The following is a 20,305-nucleotide window of genomic DNA, read 5'->3' as shown; positions in this document are numbered from 1 at the left end:
GTGATCAGCAAGGAACCGGTGCGTTCTTGCGGCTGTAGTAGAACCAGGTGATTGCGACACAAACTGCGTAGAAGACTGCAAAGCCCCAAAGTGCACCTGCCGGGCCACCGGTCAGCGCAATGGATGTGCCATAGGCTTTTGGAATGAAGAATGCGCCGTAGGCGGCAATCGCACTGGTAAAGGCGATGATGGCTGAACTTTCGAGTTCTGACTGTTTCAGCAGGGTGGCCTGGTCGGCATCGGGCATCAGGCGTGGAATTTCCTGACGCATGATCGACGGGATCATTTGGAAAGTTGACGCATTTCCAACACCGGTCAGGAAGAACAAAGCCATGAAGCAGGCAAAGAAACCCCAGAAATGGCCGGTATTGTCCCCAAGCGGCAGGAATTGAAGGACACCAGCAACAGCGACAATCATGCCGATGAACGTCCAGAAGGTGACGCGGCCACCACCGAGCCGGTCGGATATCCAACCGGTTCCGGCACGGCTCAATGCACCCACCAGTGGGCCAAGAAAGGCATATTGAAGGGCATTAACTTCCGGGAATTGAATGTTCATCAACAACGGGAACCCGGCGGAGTAACCGATAAAACTGCCAAATGTGCCCGTATAAAGAATGCACATGATCCAGTTGTGTTTGCGGGTGAAGATGATCGACTGCTTTTTGAAACTGGCTTTGGCATCGGCAATACTGTTCATGCCAAACCAGGCAGCAATCGTCGAAACCACGATGAAGGGTACCCAGATGAACCCGGCATTCTGCAAAAAGATCGTGCTGCCATCAGCGATATTCTGGCCTTCCCCCCCAAGCGCACCGAATACACCGGCAGTAATGACCAATGGCACGACGAATTGCATGACCGAAACCCCGAGATTTCCGAGCCCGGCATTCAGTGCAAGCGCATTACCTTTGGAGCTTTTCGGGTAAAAATAGGCAATGTTTGCCATGGATGATGCAAAGTTGCCGCCTCCGAACCCGCACAGCAGGGCCAGAACAAGAAACCAGCTATAGGATGTGTTGGGATCCTGAACGGCAAAGCCGATACCAAGTGCTGGCAACAGCAAAGATGCCGTACTTACGGTTGTCCAGACACGGCCCCCAAAAATAGGCACCATGAAGCTATAGAAAATCCGCAAGGTTGCCCCCGACAGCCCCGGAAGCGCCGCCAGCCAGAACAACTCGCCGGTCGTGTAGGTGAAGCCGATAACCGGCAGCTTGGAAACCACGACCGACCAGACCATCCAAACCGCAAAGGCAAGCAACAGGCACGGAATGGAAATCCAGAGGTTACGGCGTGCAATGGCACTGCCTGTGTTTGACCAGAAGCCGCTGTCTTCGGGTCTCCAATCCGTTACGACCTGTTTTCCCAGTGGCTTGTCGGGCAAATCGGAAAGAGATTTTTCGTCTGCAAGTCCCGGGTGACGGGCACGTTCCATCCGGCGGATCGCAACATGCATCCAGACTGTTGATACAGCCACCAGCGCAAACAAAAGCATAAAGGGTGCTGTCCAGACACCGGTCAGATCAAGCAAAACGCCAAAGGAGATTGGCAGGAAAAAGCCGCCCAGACCGCCGATCATACCAACCAGACCACCCACTGATCCGACATGGTATGGATAATAGACCGGGATATGTTTGTAGACCGCAGCCTTGCCAAGGCTCATGACGAACCCAAGTACCACGGTCATCGCGACAAACAGACCCGCAGAAACACCGAAGTTGAACTGGATAGGTCCGTTGATGCCCGAAACAAGGTATGTCGTTTCGGGATAGCTCATGATGAACAAAACAATCAGGGACACGATGAATGTCATGTACATGACAGCACGTGCCCCCCATTTGTCGGACATCCAGCCGCCAAGCGCGCGAAAAACGGAACCGGGCAATGAATAAAGCCCTGCAAATACACCTGCAGTCGTCAGTTCCAAACCATAGGCCCCGACATAGTAGCGCGGCAGAAAGCTTGCGAGTGCAACAAAGCCACCAAAGACAAAGAAGTAATAGGTGGCAAAACGCCAGACCCGAATGTCTTTCAGGGGTTCAAGCTGCGAACGTGTCGATACCGGCTTTTCGCCAGATTCCAGACGTGCTTTTTGTAGCGGATCGGTTTTCGCCAGGAGGAAGAACACTACAGCCGTAATGGCCAGCACAATGGCATAGATACGCGCCGTTTCTTCCCATCCCAAAGCAACAACCAGAAACGGGGCGGCAAAGTTTGTAACCGCCGCGCCGACATTGCCGGAACCAAAGATGCCCAACGCGGTGCCCTGATGTTCCTTCTTAAACCAGCGCGACGTATAGGCGACACCTACGATGAAGGAACCACCGGCAAGGCCAAGGCCAAGTGCGGCGATCAGAAAAACTTCATAGCTTTGAACCGAGGTCAGAAGCCACACACAAATTGCCGTAATCAGCATCTGTAGTGGAAAGATAACCCGCCCGCCGAACTGTTCTGTCCAGACACCAAGGAAAATGCGGCTAACGGAACCGGTCAAAACCGGTGTCGCAACCAGCAGGCCAAACTGAGTATCACTCAGCCCGAGGTCCTGTTTGATTTTAACCCCGATAATCGAAAAGATTGTCCAGACCGCGAAACATATCGTAAAGGCAAAAGTACTAAGCCCCAACGCGCGGTATTGATCGGTTCGGGATACCCCTTCTAAGGTATGCATGTTCGATCCCCTCAAACATCTGTCATCATATTGCAGTGTTTGCTGCGATACCGATCATCTGTTGGGAAGGGGCCGCTCAGGGTTGATCTAAATCAGAAAACGTGGAACCCTTTGGTGAAATAAACAGGCACGCCAAGTATGTGTTCTGGCGAATTGCCGAACATCAAGAATATCAAGAACAAGAGCAAATGAAAGCTTGATAAATATCAATCAAGCGACAGACGTGTCTCTGTGCAAGGTGACAAGAGAGGAACAAATGTCCGATTCGACCTTCCCGGAGGTACGCAGTCTGGATCTCTTCGCTGATATGAGCGACGAGAACTATGCCAAGCTCATGCGCGGCGCTTATTTGCAAACATTTCCACCGCATGTTGACCTGATAGGTGAAGGTGAAGGTGCTGATTTCCTTCATGTTTTGGTCTCAGGCGCGGTGGATCTGTTTTCGAGTTGGAATAACCGGGAAACGAGTGTCATGATCGTCAAGCCGGTTTCAACTTTCATTCTTGCCGCTACCATTCGCGATGCTCGCTATTTGATGTCGGCCAGAACAATGGAGAAAAGCCGGATTGTCATGATCCCCAGTCAGGATGTTCGGGCGATCTTTGACCTTGATGCAGGCTTTGCACGTGCGGTTGTCGTCGAATTGGCCGCCTGTTATCGTTCAGTGGTCAAGACCACCAAGAACCTGAAGTTGCGCACAGCCCTCGAACGTCTGGCGAACTATTTGCTGTCCCGACATCGGGCCTATGGTGCCCCGGCGAGTTTCGATCTTGATCTGGAAAAACGGCAACTTGCGTCGGTTTTAGGGATGACACCCGAAAATCTCAGCCGCGCGTTCAAGGCACTTCAGGCATATGGGGTCGCGGTTAACGGAGAAAAAATAGAGATAACTAACCCCGCCCTTCTTCAGAAATTTGCCAAGCCGACATCTCTGATTGACGATGATCAAACGTAAGGAGAGAGCCTATGGTTAAATCTATGCCCGGTGCTGCCGGAACACTGGCGGACCAGTATCCCGATATCTGGAAGGCTTATGCAGAACTTGGTAAGGCAGCTGCAGAGGCAGGACCTTTGACGGATCGGGAACGCCGCCTTGTAAAGCTTGCGCTTGCAATCGGTATTGGTTCTGAAGGAGCGGTACATTCACACACCCGGCGTGCCAAGGCCGAAGGTATCGCACAGGAAGATCTGTTACATATTGCGATGTTGTCTATCGGCCCTCTTGGTTTGCCGCGTGCGGTTGCCGCGAAAACCTGGATTGAGGACATCTAGTGCCCTTCCCGACATGGTTCCATTCGGGCACTTCCAGTTGATCATTGTCAAGGGTGCCTAACATCGCAGTGTTAAGCTGCTTGGTGTTCACAATGTAATGTCATGCTAACTCCCCGAATTGTGAATGTATTGAAGGGCTGCGATCGGTCAGATTGCAGCCCTTTCTTTCATGGTGGGTTCTGGCGTGGTTCTTATTCTGCCTGCCGCGCACGCGTCTGACGAAACTCGGCCCCAGGGGCTTCGTGCAAGAAGCCGTTGGCAAAGTTCATCGGGAAACGCATTTCCTTCAGGCGGTGCCTGAGTTCTTCCGGATCGGTTTTACGCGCGAGAACTTGACGATAGAGATCCGAAACCCTTGTCATGTCCAGACTATGTGGCGACAGGCGGAACGCTGTCACACCGGCGGTTTGCATCTGTGCGATATTGTCCGCCATTTCAACATAGTGGCTGGACAGGGTTTGCAACCCGTTGACCGCCAGAAACGGCGTATCGTCGAGTGTTTCGACATCCATGCCATCAAGGTGGTCCCCGCAAACGTACCGGCAGCCATCCTTGTGCAGGCCTTGCGCCCGTGCTGAATAGCAGCGGGCCGAAATGGCCAAAGGCATACGACCAAATACCTGTACCTCAATCTCGGCCGCGGTCTGCGCGCCACATAATGCTGCGATCGAGGACATCGGTAATTCCCATGGCAGGGCGATCCGTTTAGCGCCTTTTTCGGCAAAGTAGGACAGCGTCCCTTCATTATAGGTGTTGATGTAGGGACCAATCATGTGCGGCTGACCTGCGAGCAAACGCACAACGGAAATATCGTTGGCCTCAATCATAATGTCGGGCATCTGCGCGATGTCGCGTATTTGATTAACTTCGCGCTCATTCATCACCAGTGCGAGTGTAGAGAGAACAACTTCCTTGCCGCTGCGCTGAAGTCGTTCGATAACGCTTGGGAGGTGCTTGTCAAAGAAGGGCATCCGTTTCGCGCAGACAACTTCGCCGACATGGACGGTATCGACGTCGGTTTCATCTGCAATGCGGCTGTAGAAATCCTTTTTGCGGTCCTCGTCCCAGTGAAAAAGAACCGGGCCCATAACAAGTCGCGATCTTTTCATTGCCAGCTTCTCCGGTATGCACCTGTGGTATCGCTTTGACCTTCACTCAGCGTGCTGAGTTTTGATCGCGCGTCGCGTTGTCCCTCGGCGATCTTGTCCAGTGATGTTCGAAATGCGCCAACCACCTGCGATATATAGGCCTTCCCGCGTTGCCGCCCTTCGATCTTGAGCGCGGAAACGCCTGCATCTGCCAGTTCCGGCAGCATGGCGGTGACATCAAGGCTGGTGGGTTCTTCAAACAGATAGCCGGATTTGTCCATGGCACGAAACCGGCCCTTGCACAGCGTCGGATAGCCGACCTTTTCATCGCTGTCATAGATGTTGATGGTGAAATTCCCCAGTCGGGAAACTGTCGTGTCGCCGCGTTCTTCATAGTGAACATGTGCTGCCGGCGAACAGACGCCGTTCATATTCGGACTTTCGCCCGTCGCGTATGAAGACAGTGAACAACGGCCTTCGGCCATCACGCACATCCCGCCAAATGCGAATACTTCTGTTTCGACCTGTATGCGTTGATTAAGCGTGCGGATCTCATCAAGCGACAGAACACGGGGCAGTACAACACGGCGCACACCGAATTCCTGATGATAAAATCGAATGGCTTCTTCGTTCGAGGCCGACGCCTGTACGGATAAATGCAAACGTGCGTCAGGATGATGATCGCGCGCATATCGCAGCAAACCGATATCAGCAAGGATGATGGCATCGACACCAATTGCCACGGCATCATCAACTGCCTTATGCCAGATTTCTTCAGCCCCGGCTTGCGGATAGGTATTGCAGGCAAGATAGACATGAACTCCGTGCTTGTGCGCATGTTTGACGGCATCGCGCAACTCGGCACGTGAAAAGTTCAATCCCGGAAAGTTTCGGGCATTCGTTGCGTCCCGAAAACCGCAATATACAACATCAGCACCCGCCGCAACGGCGGCATGCAGGCTGGCAGGTGTTCCTGCAGGACAAACGAGTTCCATATTGAACCTGTGAATAGTTGTGGATCAGGGATTGGCGGGCAGCGCGAAATCATCCTTGGCCGCACCGGATGGTTTGGGGCGCGTATGGCGGTTCCGCCTTTGTATTGTTTTCTCGATCTCAGCCAGTGTGACCGCTTGCGCGGATGCGCGTTTTTCCACGCCGAGCAAACGTTTGGCGGTGGGGGACGTCAATGCATTTGCCGTCCGGTTCATGTCGTGCTGAAGTTGTCGATAAATTTTTTCGGCAAGGCCAAGTGCTGCCCTGGCTGCTGGGCCCATCATGCCAAAGCTTTCCGCCACGGCGGATCGCAGATCAATGGACTCTCCATCCAGGGCATTGCGAAGTGCGACAACAAGTTCAGTGCGTCCCTCGATCCGCAATGTGCGCGAAAAGAACAGTGCGTCACCATCCGATGTCCCCTGAAGAAGCTCCAGCAGCGCGGGTAACGGTCCTGATATCTGTGCTGCGACAGTTTCTTCTTCTATATGTCTTGCGGGGCGGAGTTCAGGATGATCGGCATCTATTTTTAAATAGAATTGCAAATCCAGATCAGTCGGAGAAATCAGCAACGCGAATGCTTCTTGCTCTGCCACCCGTTCAAATACCGGTCTGTAGCGATGATGCATCGTCGCCATCGCGTGACGGCATATACGCTCTACCAAAAGGGCTGGCGCATTGCGTATGAACGGGTTTGCCAGCAAAAATGGCGTAAAGGATGGATAGCTTTCTGTCACGGCATACTCCCACGGCATACTCCGGCGTTTTGCATGGCGAAGTATCACTGGCCCGGGCGGGTTGGCGTTTGATGTTTGTCAAATCACCGTGAGATTGGAATTACGCTTAGTTGGAACAAGCCGACAGGATGTTACTTTGACGTGATAATCGAACAGAAACGACCGCAACATTTTTTGGCATAAATCCATTTGACCATCGTCAATCTGCCAAATTGTCGCTGGTTTAAACTCCCTTTCGTTTGCTGGATGCCGATCTTAGGGAGGACACCTTTATGCAAGATGCGTTGAACACGGCAACACAGGACGTTAAGCCCGCCGAACTGCTTGATCAGAGTCTGGGGGGCTTGATTTCATGTTTCCCCGGCGCAACGCTGGTTTTTCGCCGTCATCGCATCGGGTTTTGTTGTCATCCTGACCAGACACTTCAAGAAGCTGCAAAGCGCAAGGAACTTGATCCCCACGCGATTGCCGGGGAACTCTGCAAGCTTCCCAAGGGACCTTTGACCATGCCCGATGTGGGCGATGTTGATGGGTTTATCGATTTCATCCTTACGCGCTATCACGATGTTCACCGCGAAGAGTTGATCGAGCTGATTGCGCTGTCTCGCGAAATTGAAATTGTGCATGGTGACCATCCGGACGCGCCGGTAGGGCTGGCAGATGCATTGATGGAAATGGCAGAGCAACTTGATATGCACATGACCAAAGAGGAAAATATTCTTTTCCCGGCGATGCGTGAAATGAGCAGGAATAACTCGATTACGTCGGCACTTGCCATGCCTATCCATTGTATGCGCGAAGAGCATGACGATCACGGCCAAGCCATCCACAAACTGCAGAAATTGACAAACAATTGCACCTTGCCTGACGGGGTATGCGGTTCGTGGCGCAGGTTGTACAGCGCGATCGGTAAGCTGATCGAAGATCTTGTTGCACATATGTATCTGGAAAATTCGATCCTGTTCCCGCGTTTCGAATAGTCTGCTGCAAAATGTGACAGCGATGTCGTCGCGTGTTTTCTGTGACAAAGCCCTGCTGACTGGCAGGGCTTTTTTGCTGGACGGTGCACTTTGTTTTATGGGCCTGACGGACTTGTTTGACATGGAACAATCCACCCCGGCCGGTTGAATGTTAGATTTGTTCCAATGCTTAACTACAACCGCGTTTTTCCATGGAAACTTCACAATGAGAGATATTGATCGAATCTCGGGTGTTCTCCAGTCTGGGCGCTATTTCAAAAACTGGCCGAAAGACGACATTCTGGAACTGGCGTCATTGTGTACGTGGGTTCGGTATGATCCAGATACGGTAATCATCCATGCCGGAGACTCAGCATCGGCCCTTTTTCTGATTGTGAATGGGCATGTTGAGTTGTCCTACACGGACGGGGAGGGCAAGGACGGTGTTATTGATTTGCTGGGTGACGGACAGCTTGTAGGTGAGTGTGCGCTGGCACCGGAAGCCTGTTACGCCGTTTCAATCAAAACGCTGGACGCGACGACCGCCATCCGGATTGACGGCGCCGCCTTTGCCGATTTTCTCTCGGCGCACTTTGATCGGGCATTAACCATGATGTCGGTTGTAACAGAAAGACTATGTCAAATGTTACGCCAGACCGAGGAACTGAAATGCCGGTCAGCGGCCCAACGTTTGGGGATATATTTGCTTGCAGATGCCGTTCCTGTCGGGGATGCGCATGAAACGCCGCTTACCGTGGAAAAGTCTGCGTTGGCACGCAAGATTGGCATGACAAGCGAGACATTTTCCCGGGCGCTTAAAAAGTTGTCGGAACATGGCGTTTCCCAACACTCCAACGGGTACATCATCCGTATTGCAGATACCGAGATGCTGGCCGAGTGGTGTGGTTTATCAAGCAGTGAAGCCAGGGAGGAACAGTCTGATGGTTTCAAGGTCGCTGTCTAGCGCAGATCATGATGTAATCTTTCAGGTGCCGCTGTTGGCAGCACTTGGGGAAGAACGGCTAAAGACACTGCTGGGAACATGCAAGGTCGAAAGCCATGCGCGGGGGGAACATCTTTTTCGGGCCGGTGATGTGGCCGAATATTTCTACATTCTTTTGTCCGGTCATTTGCGGCTTGTGAAAACCTCCTCGCAGGGGGATGAAACAGTGATGCATTTCCTGACCGAGGCCGGTTCCTTTGCGGAGGCAGTTTCCTTTGCGGGCCGGTCCTATCCGGTTGAATGTCAGGTCGTCGAGAATTGTGAAATCGTGGCCATTCCGCGCACTGCCTATCTTGGCATCCTCAAAAGCGCGCCTGACGTTGTCGGAGATGTGCTGGCAAGCCTGTTGCGGTGGGAACGGTTCTTCCTTGAGGAAATCTATAAACTGCGCCATACGCGTCCGATCCAACGGATTGCTGCGTTTCTGATCGATTTTGAAGACCGAAATGGCGCGGCCATCGACGGCACAAGTGGCAAAAACTTTCCCGATAAGCGCCAGATTGCCAGCCGGATCGGTATTACACCAGAAACGTTTTCCCGGTCCTTGCGCAAACTTGAAGCATCTGGCGCCATATCGGCGGGGCCGAAACTGCAGATACTTGATCGTGAGGCACTTCTGGAACTGGCCCACTAGCTCAGCGGCGTTCCAAACGTTTGCCAGAAATGTCATCCAGTATGGGAGGCAAAGCTAGACCAGTTTTGCGCTCGGGAACTGTGCGAGCAATTTGTCTGCCTCGCCTTTATTCATAAGGCAAATTGCCGTGCTGAGCCCATCGGCCACAGCTGCCTTTGTTGCAGTTACACTAACCGCTGTTGGGCGTGCTTGTGCGGGACGGCCGGTGCGCGGATCAAGAATGTGACCAACAAGGCCCGCCTGATCAAAGAAGGTGCCGTTCGGCAGTGATGTTGCCAAGGCGTTGTCGCGCAACATTACCCTTTCTTTTCGAATTTCTGATCCGGTATTGATTGAAACAGGCCAGTCTTCACCTTCAGGGTGGCCGCCCAGAGCCGCGAACTCGCCGGTATTGATCAGGACGTTGTTCAATCCGTCATCGCGAAGCAACTTGGCGATACGGTCTGCGACGTAGCCCTGGGCAATTCCATTCAGGGTCATTGCCATGTTCGGTCTTCTGAAGCTGACCTGGCTCTGATTGATAACAACCTTGTCCCAGCCTGTTCTTGAAAGTGTTTTACGAATAAAAACATTCTCGGGCGCCCGGCCTTCTGAATAGCTTTGCGCATAGAGTTGCCAAAGCGGCTGAACCGTTGGATCAAAAAGGCCACCACTTGCCTGGTTTATGGTCCCGCACAGTCCCAGGCATTCCAAAAGTTCGAAAGGCGGAGTGTTAACCACACCATCGCGGTTCAATTGTGCGAGCGTGGAATTTTCCCGATAGAGACTGAAGATATTTTCCAGTCGTTCAAGTTCGCGGGTTGCACGCAAAAGGATGTCGTCAGCGTTGGGGTGCGACAGGCTGATCGATGCAGCAGACCCCATTGCAACGCCCTTCCAAGTGCGGACCGGATGCTGTGCCTTTAATGCAAACGGTGCAGCCGAGAGTGCGCCAGCGGCGGCAAATATGGTCAGAAACCGGCGTCGTGAAAAGTCGGACATGGCGGACCTCATTCTTTGCGAAGTTTTTCAAGACGCGCGCGATAATCGTCGTCATCTGGCATGATCGCCGTTTCGTGTGTCTCGGCGGATGGTGTTACGGGCACACTGTTTAGAACCAGCACGTCATCAATGTCTTCAAGGCGCATTATCTGGCCGCCATGGCGACTGACGAAATTCTTGGCATCGTCCTGATCAGAGAAGGGAACAAGTTCCGGTGCCCCCATACCCCCGGTCTTGGCAGAAGCGACGACATAATGCGCACTGGTTGCCGGTATCCAGTTTTCTCGTCCGACATTTTCCCAGTCATGGGCCCTGGACATGTCGGTGACGTAAATCGCACGGATTTTATAGTTTTGTTCGGGCATGCGTTCATAGGCAATGCCATCGCGAACCTGACTGAAAAACAGGGGGTAGGGCAAACCTTCAAGATGAATTTGTGCCTTCGGGCCTGCATGCTCAAGAATGTTCATCTGGCAGAAATGTCCGACAGCTTCTTCAGTCATGGCGACCGGTGGCGGCATGGTATCTTTCGTCTGCTGCTGACATCCGGCAAGAATAAGCAGGCCGATTGTGACTGAAGATAGCGCAAGTCGGGAAATCATGGCGTCACCCTCCTGAAAATCTGCCAGGCGAGGATCGTGGCAATCACCGGCCAGATCAGAATGGATATCAGGGCATGAACAGCGGGGATGCTATTGGCAGCCCCCGTCAGGCCGGCTGCAGCAGCGGTCGCATCCGAAACGGCAAGGTTATATATCCGAAAGGCATCTGCCGGATTGCCGATTAGCAACCACGGAAAATAATGCGTTGTGAAGGTTCCGCCATCATCGGCGACAATGGCCGCCAAGAGGCCAAGATCATATAAAACGATCAGAACCAGCCAGAGCCCGATCACCAATCCTGCTGCTGCGCCGGGTCTGCGTGCGAATGCCGATATGCCATAACCGATCCCAAGGAACGTCGCGCCAAGAAGAAGCGACGACCAGAATAGGCGAAACAGTGCAGGGATGCCAACAAGCGCATTGGGGTCTGTTGCAATCGCAGCAACGGCGGCAATTCCGTAGCCGGCCAAGACGGCGATACTCAGGATCGCCAGATGGGCGATGAATTTCCCAAGGACCAGTTCCCCGCGGGCGACGGGATAGGTCAGAACAAGGGACAAGGTGCCGCGTTCGATTTCGCCTGCGATTGCGTCAAAGGACATCAACAGTGCAACCAACGGCACAAGATACACCGCAAGGGATGTCAGGCTTGCGACGGTGACGGACAGTTTATCCACACCAACTGCGCCGGTCGGGGCACTGCCCGCAGCAGATAATACAAGTGAAAACAACACCATCATCGCGACAGAAATCGCCACCCAGCGGTTACGAAGCGCAATGATGAATTCGCTATGGGCTGTTGCCAGAACCTTGTTCATGCGTTCCCCCGTTTGCTGAAATGGCTATAGATATCTTCCAGGCTTGGCGGAATGACATCGACATCATCGACCAATGGCCCCAGTGCCGAGATATCGCCAAGACGTGCGAGCTTTTGCTCGGAATTGCACACCAGATCGACAATCACGCCGTTGCTGCGTTCCCCGGAAAGCTTTTGGGCGACCTCGTCTGCCTTGCCGCGTTGGGCAGATACCTGAAGGCGGATGGGTAGCGATGCCTGTTGACGCAGGTTTGCCAGGGTATCGTTTGCGACCATTACGCCTGACGACAGAATGACAATCCGGTCAGTTCTGGCCTCAACCTCGGTAAGGGCATGAGAAGACAAAAGAATTGCGGTGCCTTGTGCTGCCAGTTCATCAAGAATGACATAGAACTCGCGTCGTGATACCGGGTCGAGACCGCTTGTCGGTTCATCAAGGATCAGGAGTTTCGGTTCACCAATAAGCGCCTGAGCCATGCCGACACGTTGGCGCATTCCCTTGGAATAGGTGCCAATGCGGCGGTTTGCTGCTGCCCCCAATCCGACGCGTTCAAGAAGCGATGCGGCCTTTCGGGGATCTTCGCCGCTAAGTCGAAGATAATATCGAAGCTGTTCTTGTCCGGTCAGCGACGGATGAAAGGACGCGTTTTCCGCGAGATAGGCTGTTTGCATGCGGGCCCGGTAACTTCCGGGTGCAAGACCATGGACAGAAACCGTTCCCCCTTCCGCAGTGACAAGGCCGAGAATGATCTTCATCAGTGTCGATTTTCCGGCACCATTATGGCCGAGCAAGGCAACGCGTTCACCTGCGGCAACATAAAAGCCAACCGCATCAAGAACGGTATGATCATCATAGCGTTTAGTGACTTGCGAGAGGGTCAGACACATTTTCAGTCCTTTCACGCAGCCAGACAGGATTGGCGCGAGCAGCCATTTCAAGAGAGACGATTTCTTCGGGAACCGGAATTTCGATCGGTTTCATGAGCGGGAAGCTGTCGACGACCCCGCCCGGCAACGTTGCGGGGAAGTGTGCCTGGCTCCAGCGGATCAATTGAACGGCGGGTGATCCCAAAAGCATACCGGCTGCGGGTTGGGACCATAAAATATGATCGACAAGATCGTTTGGCCGGAACCGGCTGTCAGCAATGCCGTTGCCATCAAGATCGAATACCGGATGATCGGACCAGAAATTTCCCCGGCCATCGAAACTCCATTCGACGTCACGGGTCCCGACATACTTGACCTGGGTTTTGTTGGCGATGAAGGCATTGCCTGTCAGGGCATTGCTTTCGGAACCAGCGGTGAAATGTATGCCGGTCTGGCAGCCCTCGAACCGGTTGTCCCCGATCAGATTGTGATGCGCGTTATAGATAAACAGGCATTTCCCTCCTGCGCCGCGTACCAGATTTCCGACCAGATCAGACTTGTTGGTATAGTTCAGCATCAAGCCCTGGTCACGATCAGCAAGAGACAGATTATCGCGCACCGTGATGCGGTTCGAATACATCAGGGCAAAACCAAGGTGATTGCCAATCGACACATTGCCCGAGATTTCTGAATCATGGGCATACATGTAATGCACCGCAAATCGCAGATCGCGCATCAGATTGCCACGGAAGACGCCGCGATTGGAGGTGTTCACGAAAATGCCGTCGCGTCCGAATTGGATCTCGTTGTTTTCGACCAGTGTTCCCGGCGCGTTCCAGACATATATGCCGTTGCCACGCGAATTCAGTCTGTGATCGCGGCGTCCGATAATGACATTTTCGCGCACCGTGGCTTGTTTGGCGCCGTGAATATCAACCCCATAGAGGTTTCCGAGGATGCGGTTATCCTCGACCAGAATACGTGCGGCTGTCCGATGGAGCTGGATGCCGGAATCAATTGTTTCATGTGCTGAACCCGAACCCACGATCTCAAGCCCACGGATGGTGATATCCGTTCCGGTTACAGAAATGACGCTTCCGGTCTTGTTTCCATAAATTTTTGCTTTGCCCTGACCATCAATGGTGACGGGCCTATCGAGTTCTATGGGACCCTGATGGAGCCCCGGATCAAGCAGCAGCACATCGCCGGGGGCAGCCCCGGCGATGGCAGAGATCAGCGCCCCGTCAGTTGACGGCACAGATTGCGTTGCCGCAAGAACCTGCAGCGGCAAGACAGCCATGGCCAAGATCATCATGACGGGGCGCAACATCACAGGTTAACTCCGCGGTTCAACGAACATACGGCCACGCATTTCCATGTGCAGGGCATGACAGAACCACTGGCAATAGTACCAGTAGACACCCGGTTTGGAGGCGACAAAGGTTGCCGATGCAGTTGCTTGTGGGCCGACCTCGAATGCAACGCCATGGTCCCCCATGGTGAAACCGTGTGTCAGGTCATCGATGTCGTCCATGTTGGTGATGATGACGGTTACTTCATCGCCTTCCTTGACCTTGAAGGACTCAAGGCTGAAGGTTGGCGCTGAAGAACTCATATAGACACGGACCTTGTTGCCATCGCGGACAACGGTTTCGGTCCAGTCGTCAATGTCGACGCCATCTGCCTCGGCTTGTTCGCGGGTTTTGGCCCACATCGGATCCTGACGATTCCAGACACTGGCCGGGGTGACCACCGAACGGTGAACAATGATCGAATCATGGGGTTCGGCGAATGTCGGACCATCATGCATAAGAACCAGATCATCGCCCTGCATCGAGAACAGCTGTTCGTTTTCTGGCTTAAGCGGGCCGACATTCAGGAAGCGGTCCTTGGAGAACTTGTTCATTGAAATGAACCATTTCCCGTCAGCTTCCAGAGTTTCCCCCATCGAGGTGGAGTTGTGGCCCGGCTGGTAATGGACATCGACCTTTTTGATGATCGGATCGACATTTTCACCAGCATAGGCACGCACGGCTTTTTCAATGTTCCATTTGACCACCTGACTGTCGAGGAACAGGGTGGTCAGTGCGTTACCCTTGCCGTCAAATGCGGTATGTAGCGGACCAAGACCCAGTTCCGGTTCGGCAACAACGGCGGAACGCGGTTCTGCGCCGTTATAGAACACGGCATCCAGCTTGGTGACATCAATCACCGATACAGTCGGGGAAAGCTTGCCGGCGATGCAAAGGTGCTTCTTGTCCGGTGCCATGTTACAGCCATGCGGACTGTTGGGGATCGGGATGTATCGGGTGTAGTTCTTGTTCTTGCCTTTGCGGCCATCGATAACTTTTACACCATTGAGTTCGATGTAATCGCCTGCTGCGATGCCTTTTTCGATTTCCTTGATGTTAAAGACAACAACGTGATCAAGCTCGGACGCGGTCATCTCCGCAAGGTTCATCCCCATTTCCGAGTTGTAGCTGGTTGAAAAGGCATATTTGCCGTCATAGTCGGCGTCGGTGTTATCAAGGTTGCCCGATACCATGACCTGCCATGCGACCTGCATCTCGTCTGCGTCGATTGCAGTGTAGAAGTTTACGTATTGCGACGGATCATCAAGCACCTTGCCGTCATTGACCATCGGCGTCTCGTCCTCGCCATTGGCAAAGACATAGTTGGTACGCGGCCATTTTTGCGGACGCAGGCCGTGAATGGCCTTTGCGTTCGGGATTTCCAGGACCTTGTCAGCCTTCATGACATCGCAACGCACACGCGCCACGCGCGTATTCGCCTTGTCATTCATGAACAGGAAACGGCCGTCATACTTGCCTTCGGTGAAGGACATATGGACGTGGTGCAAGTCGCCGTTATCATGGATCTTCTTGCCGTTGGCAGCGAGAAATTCCTTGGTTTTGGGCAACATGTTCTCGGTAAGAACATTCAGGCTTTCATTGGTCTGCCCCCAACCCGTTGCCGAGCAACGGTTGAAAACAGGAACGCGCATAAGTTCACGCATGGACGGGATACCCAGAATGCGCATTTCGCCCGTCTGGCCCGACGACCAGAAACCGTAATACTCATCAAGCTGACCGGGGGCGAGGCTTGCTTCAGCGCCGGTTGAAGCCTGGGCGCTGCCAATCGAAAGGGCTGTTGCAGCACCGGTTGCGCCACCGACTGCTGCCAAGCGTGCAGCACCTGCCGCACCGGCAAAGGCAGCACCGCCAGCGGCTACGCCAAATAGATCACGTCGGCTGATTCCGGGTTTGGATGTTTTGTCAGACATCATGACTTCTCCTTGAGATTTTGCTTGGTCGTCCGGGTCCGGTTCAGCGCTTTTTGTGCGCCTTCCGTGCTTGCCAAGAGGCTTTCCTGCCGCTTGAGTTTCTTGATCACGACCGGACAGATTTTTTCGCTTTGATACAGCACCTGACAGTGAAGGCAGTTGTGACACTCGTTGGGGTTGATTTCTCCAGTGGGGTGGATGGCTTGAACCATGCATTCATGCGCGCAGCTCTGGCAGGGGCTGCCGCATTCCTTGTAGCGTTTGAGCCAGTCAAACATGCGCATACGCGCCGGGATCGCGAGGGCTGCGCCCAATGGGCACAGATACCGGCAATAGAACCGTTCGACGAAAAGCCCGGCGCCAAGAAGGACAAGCGCGTAAAGAACAAACGGCCATGCCCGATCAAATTTGAGGATGATGGCGGTCTTGAAAGGTTCGACCTCGGCCAGCTTCTCCGCCTGATCAATGGAGGCCAGCATGGTGCCAAACAGGCCAAGGAAGATGATGTATTTCACCGCCCAGAGCCGTTCATGCAGCCCCCACGGAAGCGTCCATTGCGGGACATGGAAGAATTTGGCAATCCGGTTGGTCAGTTCCTGAAGCGCGCCAAACGGGCACAACCAGCCGCAATAGGCACCGCGCCCCCAGAAGATCAGCGCCGCAGCAACCGAGAACCACAGAATAAAGGTCAGTGGATCAAGCAGGAACGCTTCCCAGGTAAATCCCGTCACAAGCGAGTTGGTCAGCGCCATAAGATTGACGACGGAAAGCTGTGCGTTGGCATACCAGCCAAGGAACACCAGCGTGACAGTCAGGAAGCAGATGCGGAACCAGAAGGTAAATTTTGCAGAACGTGTCAGGAAGCCCTGGAAGAAGAATGCGGCGGTCAGAACAATCAGCATGATGCTGAGCACGACGATTTCGACCGTCTTGTCACGCCAGATCCGCTGCCAAAGGGCGGTTTTGGCAGTCTGTTCGTCCGTTGCGAAACTGGCCCCGGTTGAGTTGTCAGCCTCTGGCGTCGGCGAAACTATCTTGGTGAGGTAGTTGACTGGCGGCTGCCAGCCGATGTCAAAGGTGGTGTAGAGACGTTCAATTGCGCCGACATCACGATGGACAAGAAGTTCCAGACGCCAGGGTTGTGTCGGGTCAAAGTTGCTGCTTGCCGGGATCTTGAACAGATCCATCTCTTTGAATTGCGGTGCGCCATCGGCCATGATGTCACCAACACGGCGATGGTTGCGGTCGCGGAAACGTACCGACATATCGCCCTGAATAAGCTGGATACGGTCAAACAAGCCGCCGCGGACATATCCCGAACCCTTGAAGGAGTATTGTCCCCGGGCGGTAACAAGAATGGCTTCTTCGCCATCCTTGAGCCAGGTTTTCAGATTGTTGTAGCCGCGCTCGCCAAGTGTGGCCTTGCCAATGGCCGGGATGCTGACAAGCGAGACATACATGTCGATGAAGGTTTCTTCGGCCGGGGCTTCGATTGGCCGCTCAAGCGCCCTTGGATCATCCATCGTGGCAAATGCATCGTTTACCTGACCGACATCAAGTGACATGCGACGAATAGTCCCGTCACCAACCAGTGTGAACCAGTCTTCCGGGGCGGTCGCATCCGATCTGATTTTGAATTGTGCTGCATTGGATTGCTCCGGGGCACTCAATCCACCCAATTCGAGCATGCGCGCAACCTTGATGCCCGAGCGCAGGATCGAGTCATCGATGACCATAATGGTCACCGTTGCACCGGAAATAATATTCAGCTCGTGGTCTGCATCTTTTGTTGCGGCAACCAGGTCAAAGCCGACATATCCCTCGGTGAGTGACGTGATCCGCTCTTCTGGAATGCCAATCAGGACAATCGGTTCGGAATGCTTGACCAGTTTGACACCGATGATCCGGGCCTGTGAGTCAACAGCGACCATCACATGGATCGGTTTGCCGGAATAGCCGGTGGTGCCAACAAAATCAGAGGTAATAAAAGCCCAGCCGATCTGCTCACCGTTCTTGAGAACCGGTGCGACCGGCACGTCTTTTTGAACCGGACCATAATCATCAGCACCCTCGACCAGGGATGCTGCGGGAACTTTTTCAATGAACTGCGCCAGAACAGGTTTGTTTTGCGCGTTTGCCTGGGAAACCCACAGCACTGAAGAAAGAAGACAAACAACAGCAATGACCAGAAGACATTGCAGGAGCATCAATGCGCCGGGTGCCTGGTATTTGGTCTGAAGATGACGTGGGGCAAATGGGATGTTCATGAATTCAAACCTTGTACGGAGGCGCGCGTGCGGTTGCCGGTGCAGTGGGTGTCGCGCCGGCGTGGTCAAATGACATGGGGAAGATCGTCAGAACGACTTTGCGGTCATGTTCGGGCACGCCAATTGGGTCTGAAAGCTGGAATGCAGATCCGCTCAGGCAGTTCATGCAATTTGGGTAATCGCATTCGACAGGTGCGGGTGCTTTGTTGCCGTTCCGGTCGATCAATATTGTCACGGGAGTCTGGTCTGTGCTGCAGATCGTGATTTGAACAAGGTCAGCAGCTGCAGTTTGCTTCGTCACCTGAGCAATAGCCTGAGCAACACCGGTTCCGGTCAGGGAAAGTGCGATCAGAAACAACAGAAATGTGCGAAGCATTTTTTCCATAATGCTTCTCATATTCCATCGCAGATTCCTGATTATTGACAGTGGTCAAGTGACTAGGAGCTTGAGCTTCAATTGATTGCACTGAGACAGTTAACGTTGACGTTGACTAAGTTTATTGGGGGACGATATCCGAAGAACTGTGCAAGGAAGAAATCATGTTCAACCCTCAAACTGTAAACGTGTCCGGTAAACGAAGCGCGTCAGTTTTCCGTTGGCAAAAGTACTTTGAGAAAAATGTCAGCTTTTCTGTCAATTTAGCAGCTTTTTGTCAGCTTTTGTGACAATCGATGACAACTTATTTGGCAAACGAAAATGCTAAGACTTTGATTTCGCGGGAAGTCGAATGTCAGCTTTTGTGGCACCTGACAATTACAGAACGTACTCACTGCTCCATCGCTCTCAATCGTCCCGCAAAAAGCAGTCTGATCTAGCAGTTGCCTGAATTGTCATAATTCGGGGTTATCGGACTTGCGGTCGAGCATGCATAAGCAGCGCAGAAGTCGCACTTGTCCCCTGAATTAAATCAGTTGCCAAACGTCTTTCTACTAAGAGTTCCAATCAAGAGGAAAGACGTAAGATGTTTCTGCAACGTGAGTCATCAATTGACGCCCTTCGCGCGTTCGCCTTGTTCGGGATACTTGTGGTCAATTTGCCCTTCTTTGCGATTACTTTTGGTTTTGCTGGCGGGGCATGGCAGGACGGGGAGCCGCTTTGGCTGAATGTGCTTGCCGCGAGCGTGATCCAGGGATTGTTTGAAAGCAAATTCATTCTGATTTTCTCGGCCCTGTTCGGGTTTGCCGCGTTACAGCAATTCAAACGATATGGGGCCGGTTTTTATGTTCGGCGGCTTTGTGTGCTGGCACTGTTCGGCGTTGTGAATCTGGTATTCCTTTTCGAAGCAGACATTTTGTTGCCCTATGCCGTGATCGGGCTGCTTTTGTTGATCGGTCGGAAAATTTCTGTTCGCGGACTTATGGTTTGTGGTGTTGCTCTTTGGGCGATGGCTGTAGTTGGGAATGCGCTTTTTGGGGTGAGCCTGACAGTGAACCCATCGCCTTATGTCGTGCCAGAGATACCGGTTTCGGTGGTTCTGGCGACCGGCAGTTTTGCAGATGTAATGGCGGTGCGTCTTGAGAGTTGGGCCGGTTTCCAGCTTTATTGTCTTTGGAGTAACTATCTGCTTGTTGCTGCTGCCATGGTTTCGGGGCTTGCCGCCGCGCGGTTTTGTGAGGAATATGGCTTTGATGCTCTTGTTGCCAAATTACGCACCATTGCGGCGTTTGCCGCATTTCCGGGAATTGCAGGAAGCCTTCTTTACGGGGCGCTTGCATCGTTGCCCGCAGCATTTGAGCCAGAGCGCTTCTTTATGATGACATTGGTTTTGCGCCCGCTGTTTGCGGTACCATTGTCCATTGTTCTTGTCGCATATGGTCTTGTCGCCTTTCGCGCAACGGTTTGTAGCAATTTGGTTGCATTCATTGCGCCTGCTGGCCGCATGTCGTTGACGATCTATTTGGGAATGTCATTGGCTATGGGATTGGTGTTCTTTGGTTACGGTGCCGGTATGCACAATCAGGTTCGTTTGGCTGATTGTTTGTGGATTTCAGTTGTGATGTATCTGGGGTGGATCGTTTTTGCCAAGCTTTGGTTCCGCTTCGCATCACGCGGACCGCTTGAATTGATTTTGGCGGTTCTCACAAGGCCGAACTCCCGGCAAGGAGTTGTGTCGGTTAGCAGTTAAGC

18 protein-coding genes are annotated in these 20,305 nt (G+C 53.1%); 6 read left to right on the top strand and 12 right to left on the bottom strand.

What is annotated here, in order from left to right:
* Nucleotides 1–4: 4 nt before the first annotated feature.
* Nucleotides 5–2,674 (bottom strand): MFS transporter, encoded by a 2,670-nt coding sequence (locus IT893_RS20275; protein WP_120224406.1) that lies wholly within the window; start codon nucleotides 2,672–2,674, stop codon nucleotides 5–7.
* Nucleotides 2,675–2,870: 196 nt separating this feature from the next.
* On the opposite strand from IT893_RS20275, the gene IT893_RS15145 reads away from it, so the two are divergent.
* Together IT893_RS15145 and IT893_RS15140 are read left to right on the top strand one after the other, a co-directional pair.
* Nucleotides 2,871–3,629, top strand: a complete 759-nt coding sequence (locus IT893_RS15145; protein WP_231959604.1) for a helix-turn-helix domain-containing protein — start codon at nucleotides 2,871–2,873, stop codon at nucleotides 3,627–3,629.
* A gap of 11 nt (nucleotides 3,630–3,640) precedes the next feature.
* Nucleotides 3,641–3,946, top strand: a complete 306-nt coding sequence (locus IT893_RS15140; protein ID WP_064779672.1) for a carboxymuconolactone decarboxylase family protein — start codon at nucleotides 3,641–3,643, stop codon at nucleotides 3,944–3,946.
* A gap of 191 nt (nucleotides 3,947–4,137) precedes the next feature.
* Here IT893_RS15140 and IT893_RS15135 read toward each other — a convergent pair whose 3' ends face one another.
* From IT893_RS15135 to IT893_RS15125, 3 genes are read right to left on the bottom strand one after another with little or no spacing between them, the layout of a single operon-like run.
* The gene (locus IT893_RS15135) at nucleotides 4,138–5,055 is read right to left on the bottom strand and encodes a U32 family peptidase (protein ID WP_197145727.1); all 918 of its coding nucleotides are present in this window, start codon (nucleotides 5,053–5,055) and stop codon (nucleotides 4,138–4,140) included.
* Nucleotides 5,052–6,029 (bottom strand): peptidase U32 family protein, encoded by a 978-nt coding sequence (locus tag IT893_RS15130; protein WP_197145725.1) that lies wholly within the window; start codon nucleotides 6,027–6,029, stop codon nucleotides 5,052–5,054. Before IT893_RS15130 ends, IT893_RS15135 begins: the two co-directional genes overlap by 4 nt.
* A gap of 24 nt (nucleotides 6,030–6,053) precedes the next feature.
* Nucleotides 6,054–6,764: an SCP2 domain-containing protein gene (locus IT893_RS15125; RefSeq protein ID WP_245227676.1), complete on the bottom strand. Its 711-nt coding sequence runs from the start codon at nucleotides 6,762–6,764 to the stop codon at nucleotides 6,054–6,056.
* Between the two features lie 239 nt (nucleotides 6,765–7,003).
* On the opposite strand from IT893_RS15125, the gene IT893_RS15120 reads away from it, so the two are divergent.
* The 3 genes from IT893_RS15120 (at nucleotide 7,004) to IT893_RS15110 (ending at nucleotide 9,360) form a co-directional block, all read left to right on the top strand.
* Entirely contained in the window at nucleotides 7,004–7,744 is a 741-nt protein-coding gene (locus IT893_RS15120) for a DUF542 domain-containing protein (RefSeq protein ID WP_197145723.1), read from the top strand.
* A gap of 205 nt (nucleotides 7,745–7,949) precedes the next feature.
* Nucleotides 7,950–8,687, top strand: a complete 738-nt coding sequence (locus IT893_RS15115) for a Crp/Fnr family transcriptional regulator (protein ID WP_167351180.1) — start codon at nucleotides 7,950–7,952, stop codon at nucleotides 8,685–8,687.
* A complete protein-coding gene (locus IT893_RS15110) occupies nucleotides 8,665–9,360 on the top strand; it encodes a Crp/Fnr family transcriptional regulator (protein WP_064779667.1) in 696 nt (231 codons plus the stop codon). The genes IT893_RS15115 and IT893_RS15110 overlap by 23 nt, the downstream gene beginning before the upstream one ends.
* 54 nt (nucleotides 9,361–9,414) lie before the next feature.
* Here the strand turns inward: IT893_RS15110 and IT893_RS15105 are convergent, their stop codons facing one another.
* From IT893_RS15105 to IT893_RS15070, 8 genes are all read right to left on the bottom strand, one after another.
* A complete protein-coding gene (locus tag IT893_RS15105) occupies nucleotides 9,415–10,224 on the bottom strand; it encodes an FAD:protein FMN transferase (protein WP_256430909.1) in 810 nt (269 codons plus the stop codon).
* Nucleotides 10,225–10,349: 125 nt separating this feature from the next.
* Nucleotides 10,350–10,943 carry a nitrous oxide reductase accessory protein NosL gene (locus tag IT893_RS15100; RefSeq protein WP_064779666.1) on the bottom strand — a complete coding sequence of 198 codons (594 nt, stop codon included), beginning with the start codon at nucleotides 10,941–10,943 and terminating at the stop codon, nucleotides 10,350–10,352.
* Nucleotides 10,940–11,761: an ABC transporter permease gene (locus IT893_RS15095; protein ID WP_064779665.1), complete on the bottom strand. Its 822-nt coding sequence runs from the start codon at nucleotides 11,759–11,761 to the stop codon at nucleotides 10,940–10,942. Before IT893_RS15095 ends, IT893_RS15100 begins: the two co-directional genes overlap by 4 nt.
* Nucleotides 11,758–12,648 carry an ABC transporter ATP-binding protein gene (locus IT893_RS15090; RefSeq protein WP_197145721.1) on the bottom strand — a complete coding sequence of 297 codons (891 nt, stop codon included), beginning with the start codon at nucleotides 12,646–12,648 and terminating at the stop codon, nucleotides 11,758–11,760. The genes IT893_RS15095 and IT893_RS15090 overlap by 4 nt, the downstream gene beginning before the upstream one ends.
* A complete protein-coding gene (locus tag IT893_RS15085; protein ID WP_064787261.1) occupies nucleotides 12,620–13,957 on the bottom strand; it encodes a nitrous oxide reductase family maturation protein NosD in 1,338 nt (445 codons plus the stop codon). The genes IT893_RS15090 and IT893_RS15085 overlap by 29 nt, the downstream gene beginning before the upstream one ends.
* Nucleotides 13,958–13,963: 6 nt before the next feature.
* Entirely contained in the window at nucleotides 13,964–15,913 is a 1,950-nt protein-coding gene (gene nosZ, locus IT893_RS15080) for a TAT-dependent nitrous-oxide reductase (protein ID WP_232310659.1), read from the bottom strand.
* Nucleotides 15,910–18,177: a NosR/NirI family protein gene (locus tag IT893_RS15075; RefSeq protein ID WP_197145719.1), complete on the bottom strand. Its 2,268-nt coding sequence runs from the start codon at nucleotides 18,175–18,177 to the stop codon at nucleotides 15,910–15,912. Before IT893_RS15075 ends, nosZ begins: the two co-directional genes overlap by 4 nt.
* 4 nt (nucleotides 18,178–18,181) lie before the next feature.
* Nucleotides 18,182–18,562: a hypothetical protein gene (locus IT893_RS15070; protein WP_064779662.1), complete on the bottom strand. Its 381-nt coding sequence runs from the start codon at nucleotides 18,560–18,562 to the stop codon at nucleotides 18,182–18,184.
* A gap of 853 nt (nucleotides 18,563–19,415) precedes the next feature.
* Between IT893_RS15070 and IT893_RS15065 the strand changes: the two genes are divergently transcribed.
* Nucleotides 19,416–20,303: a DUF418 domain-containing protein gene (locus IT893_RS15065; RefSeq protein WP_197145717.1), complete on the top strand. Its 888-nt coding sequence runs from the start codon at nucleotides 19,416–19,418 to the stop codon at nucleotides 20,301–20,303.
* Nucleotides 20,304–20,305 lie beyond the last annotated feature (2 nt).

The sequence above is a fragment of the Thalassospira sp. A40-3 genome (genome assembly GCF_015871485.1).
Classification (GTDB): Bacteria; Pseudomonadota; Alphaproteobacteria; order Rhodospirillales; family Thalassospiraceae; genus Thalassospira; species Thalassospira tepidiphila.
This window is presented reverse-complemented; position numbering and strand designations above follow the sequence as displayed.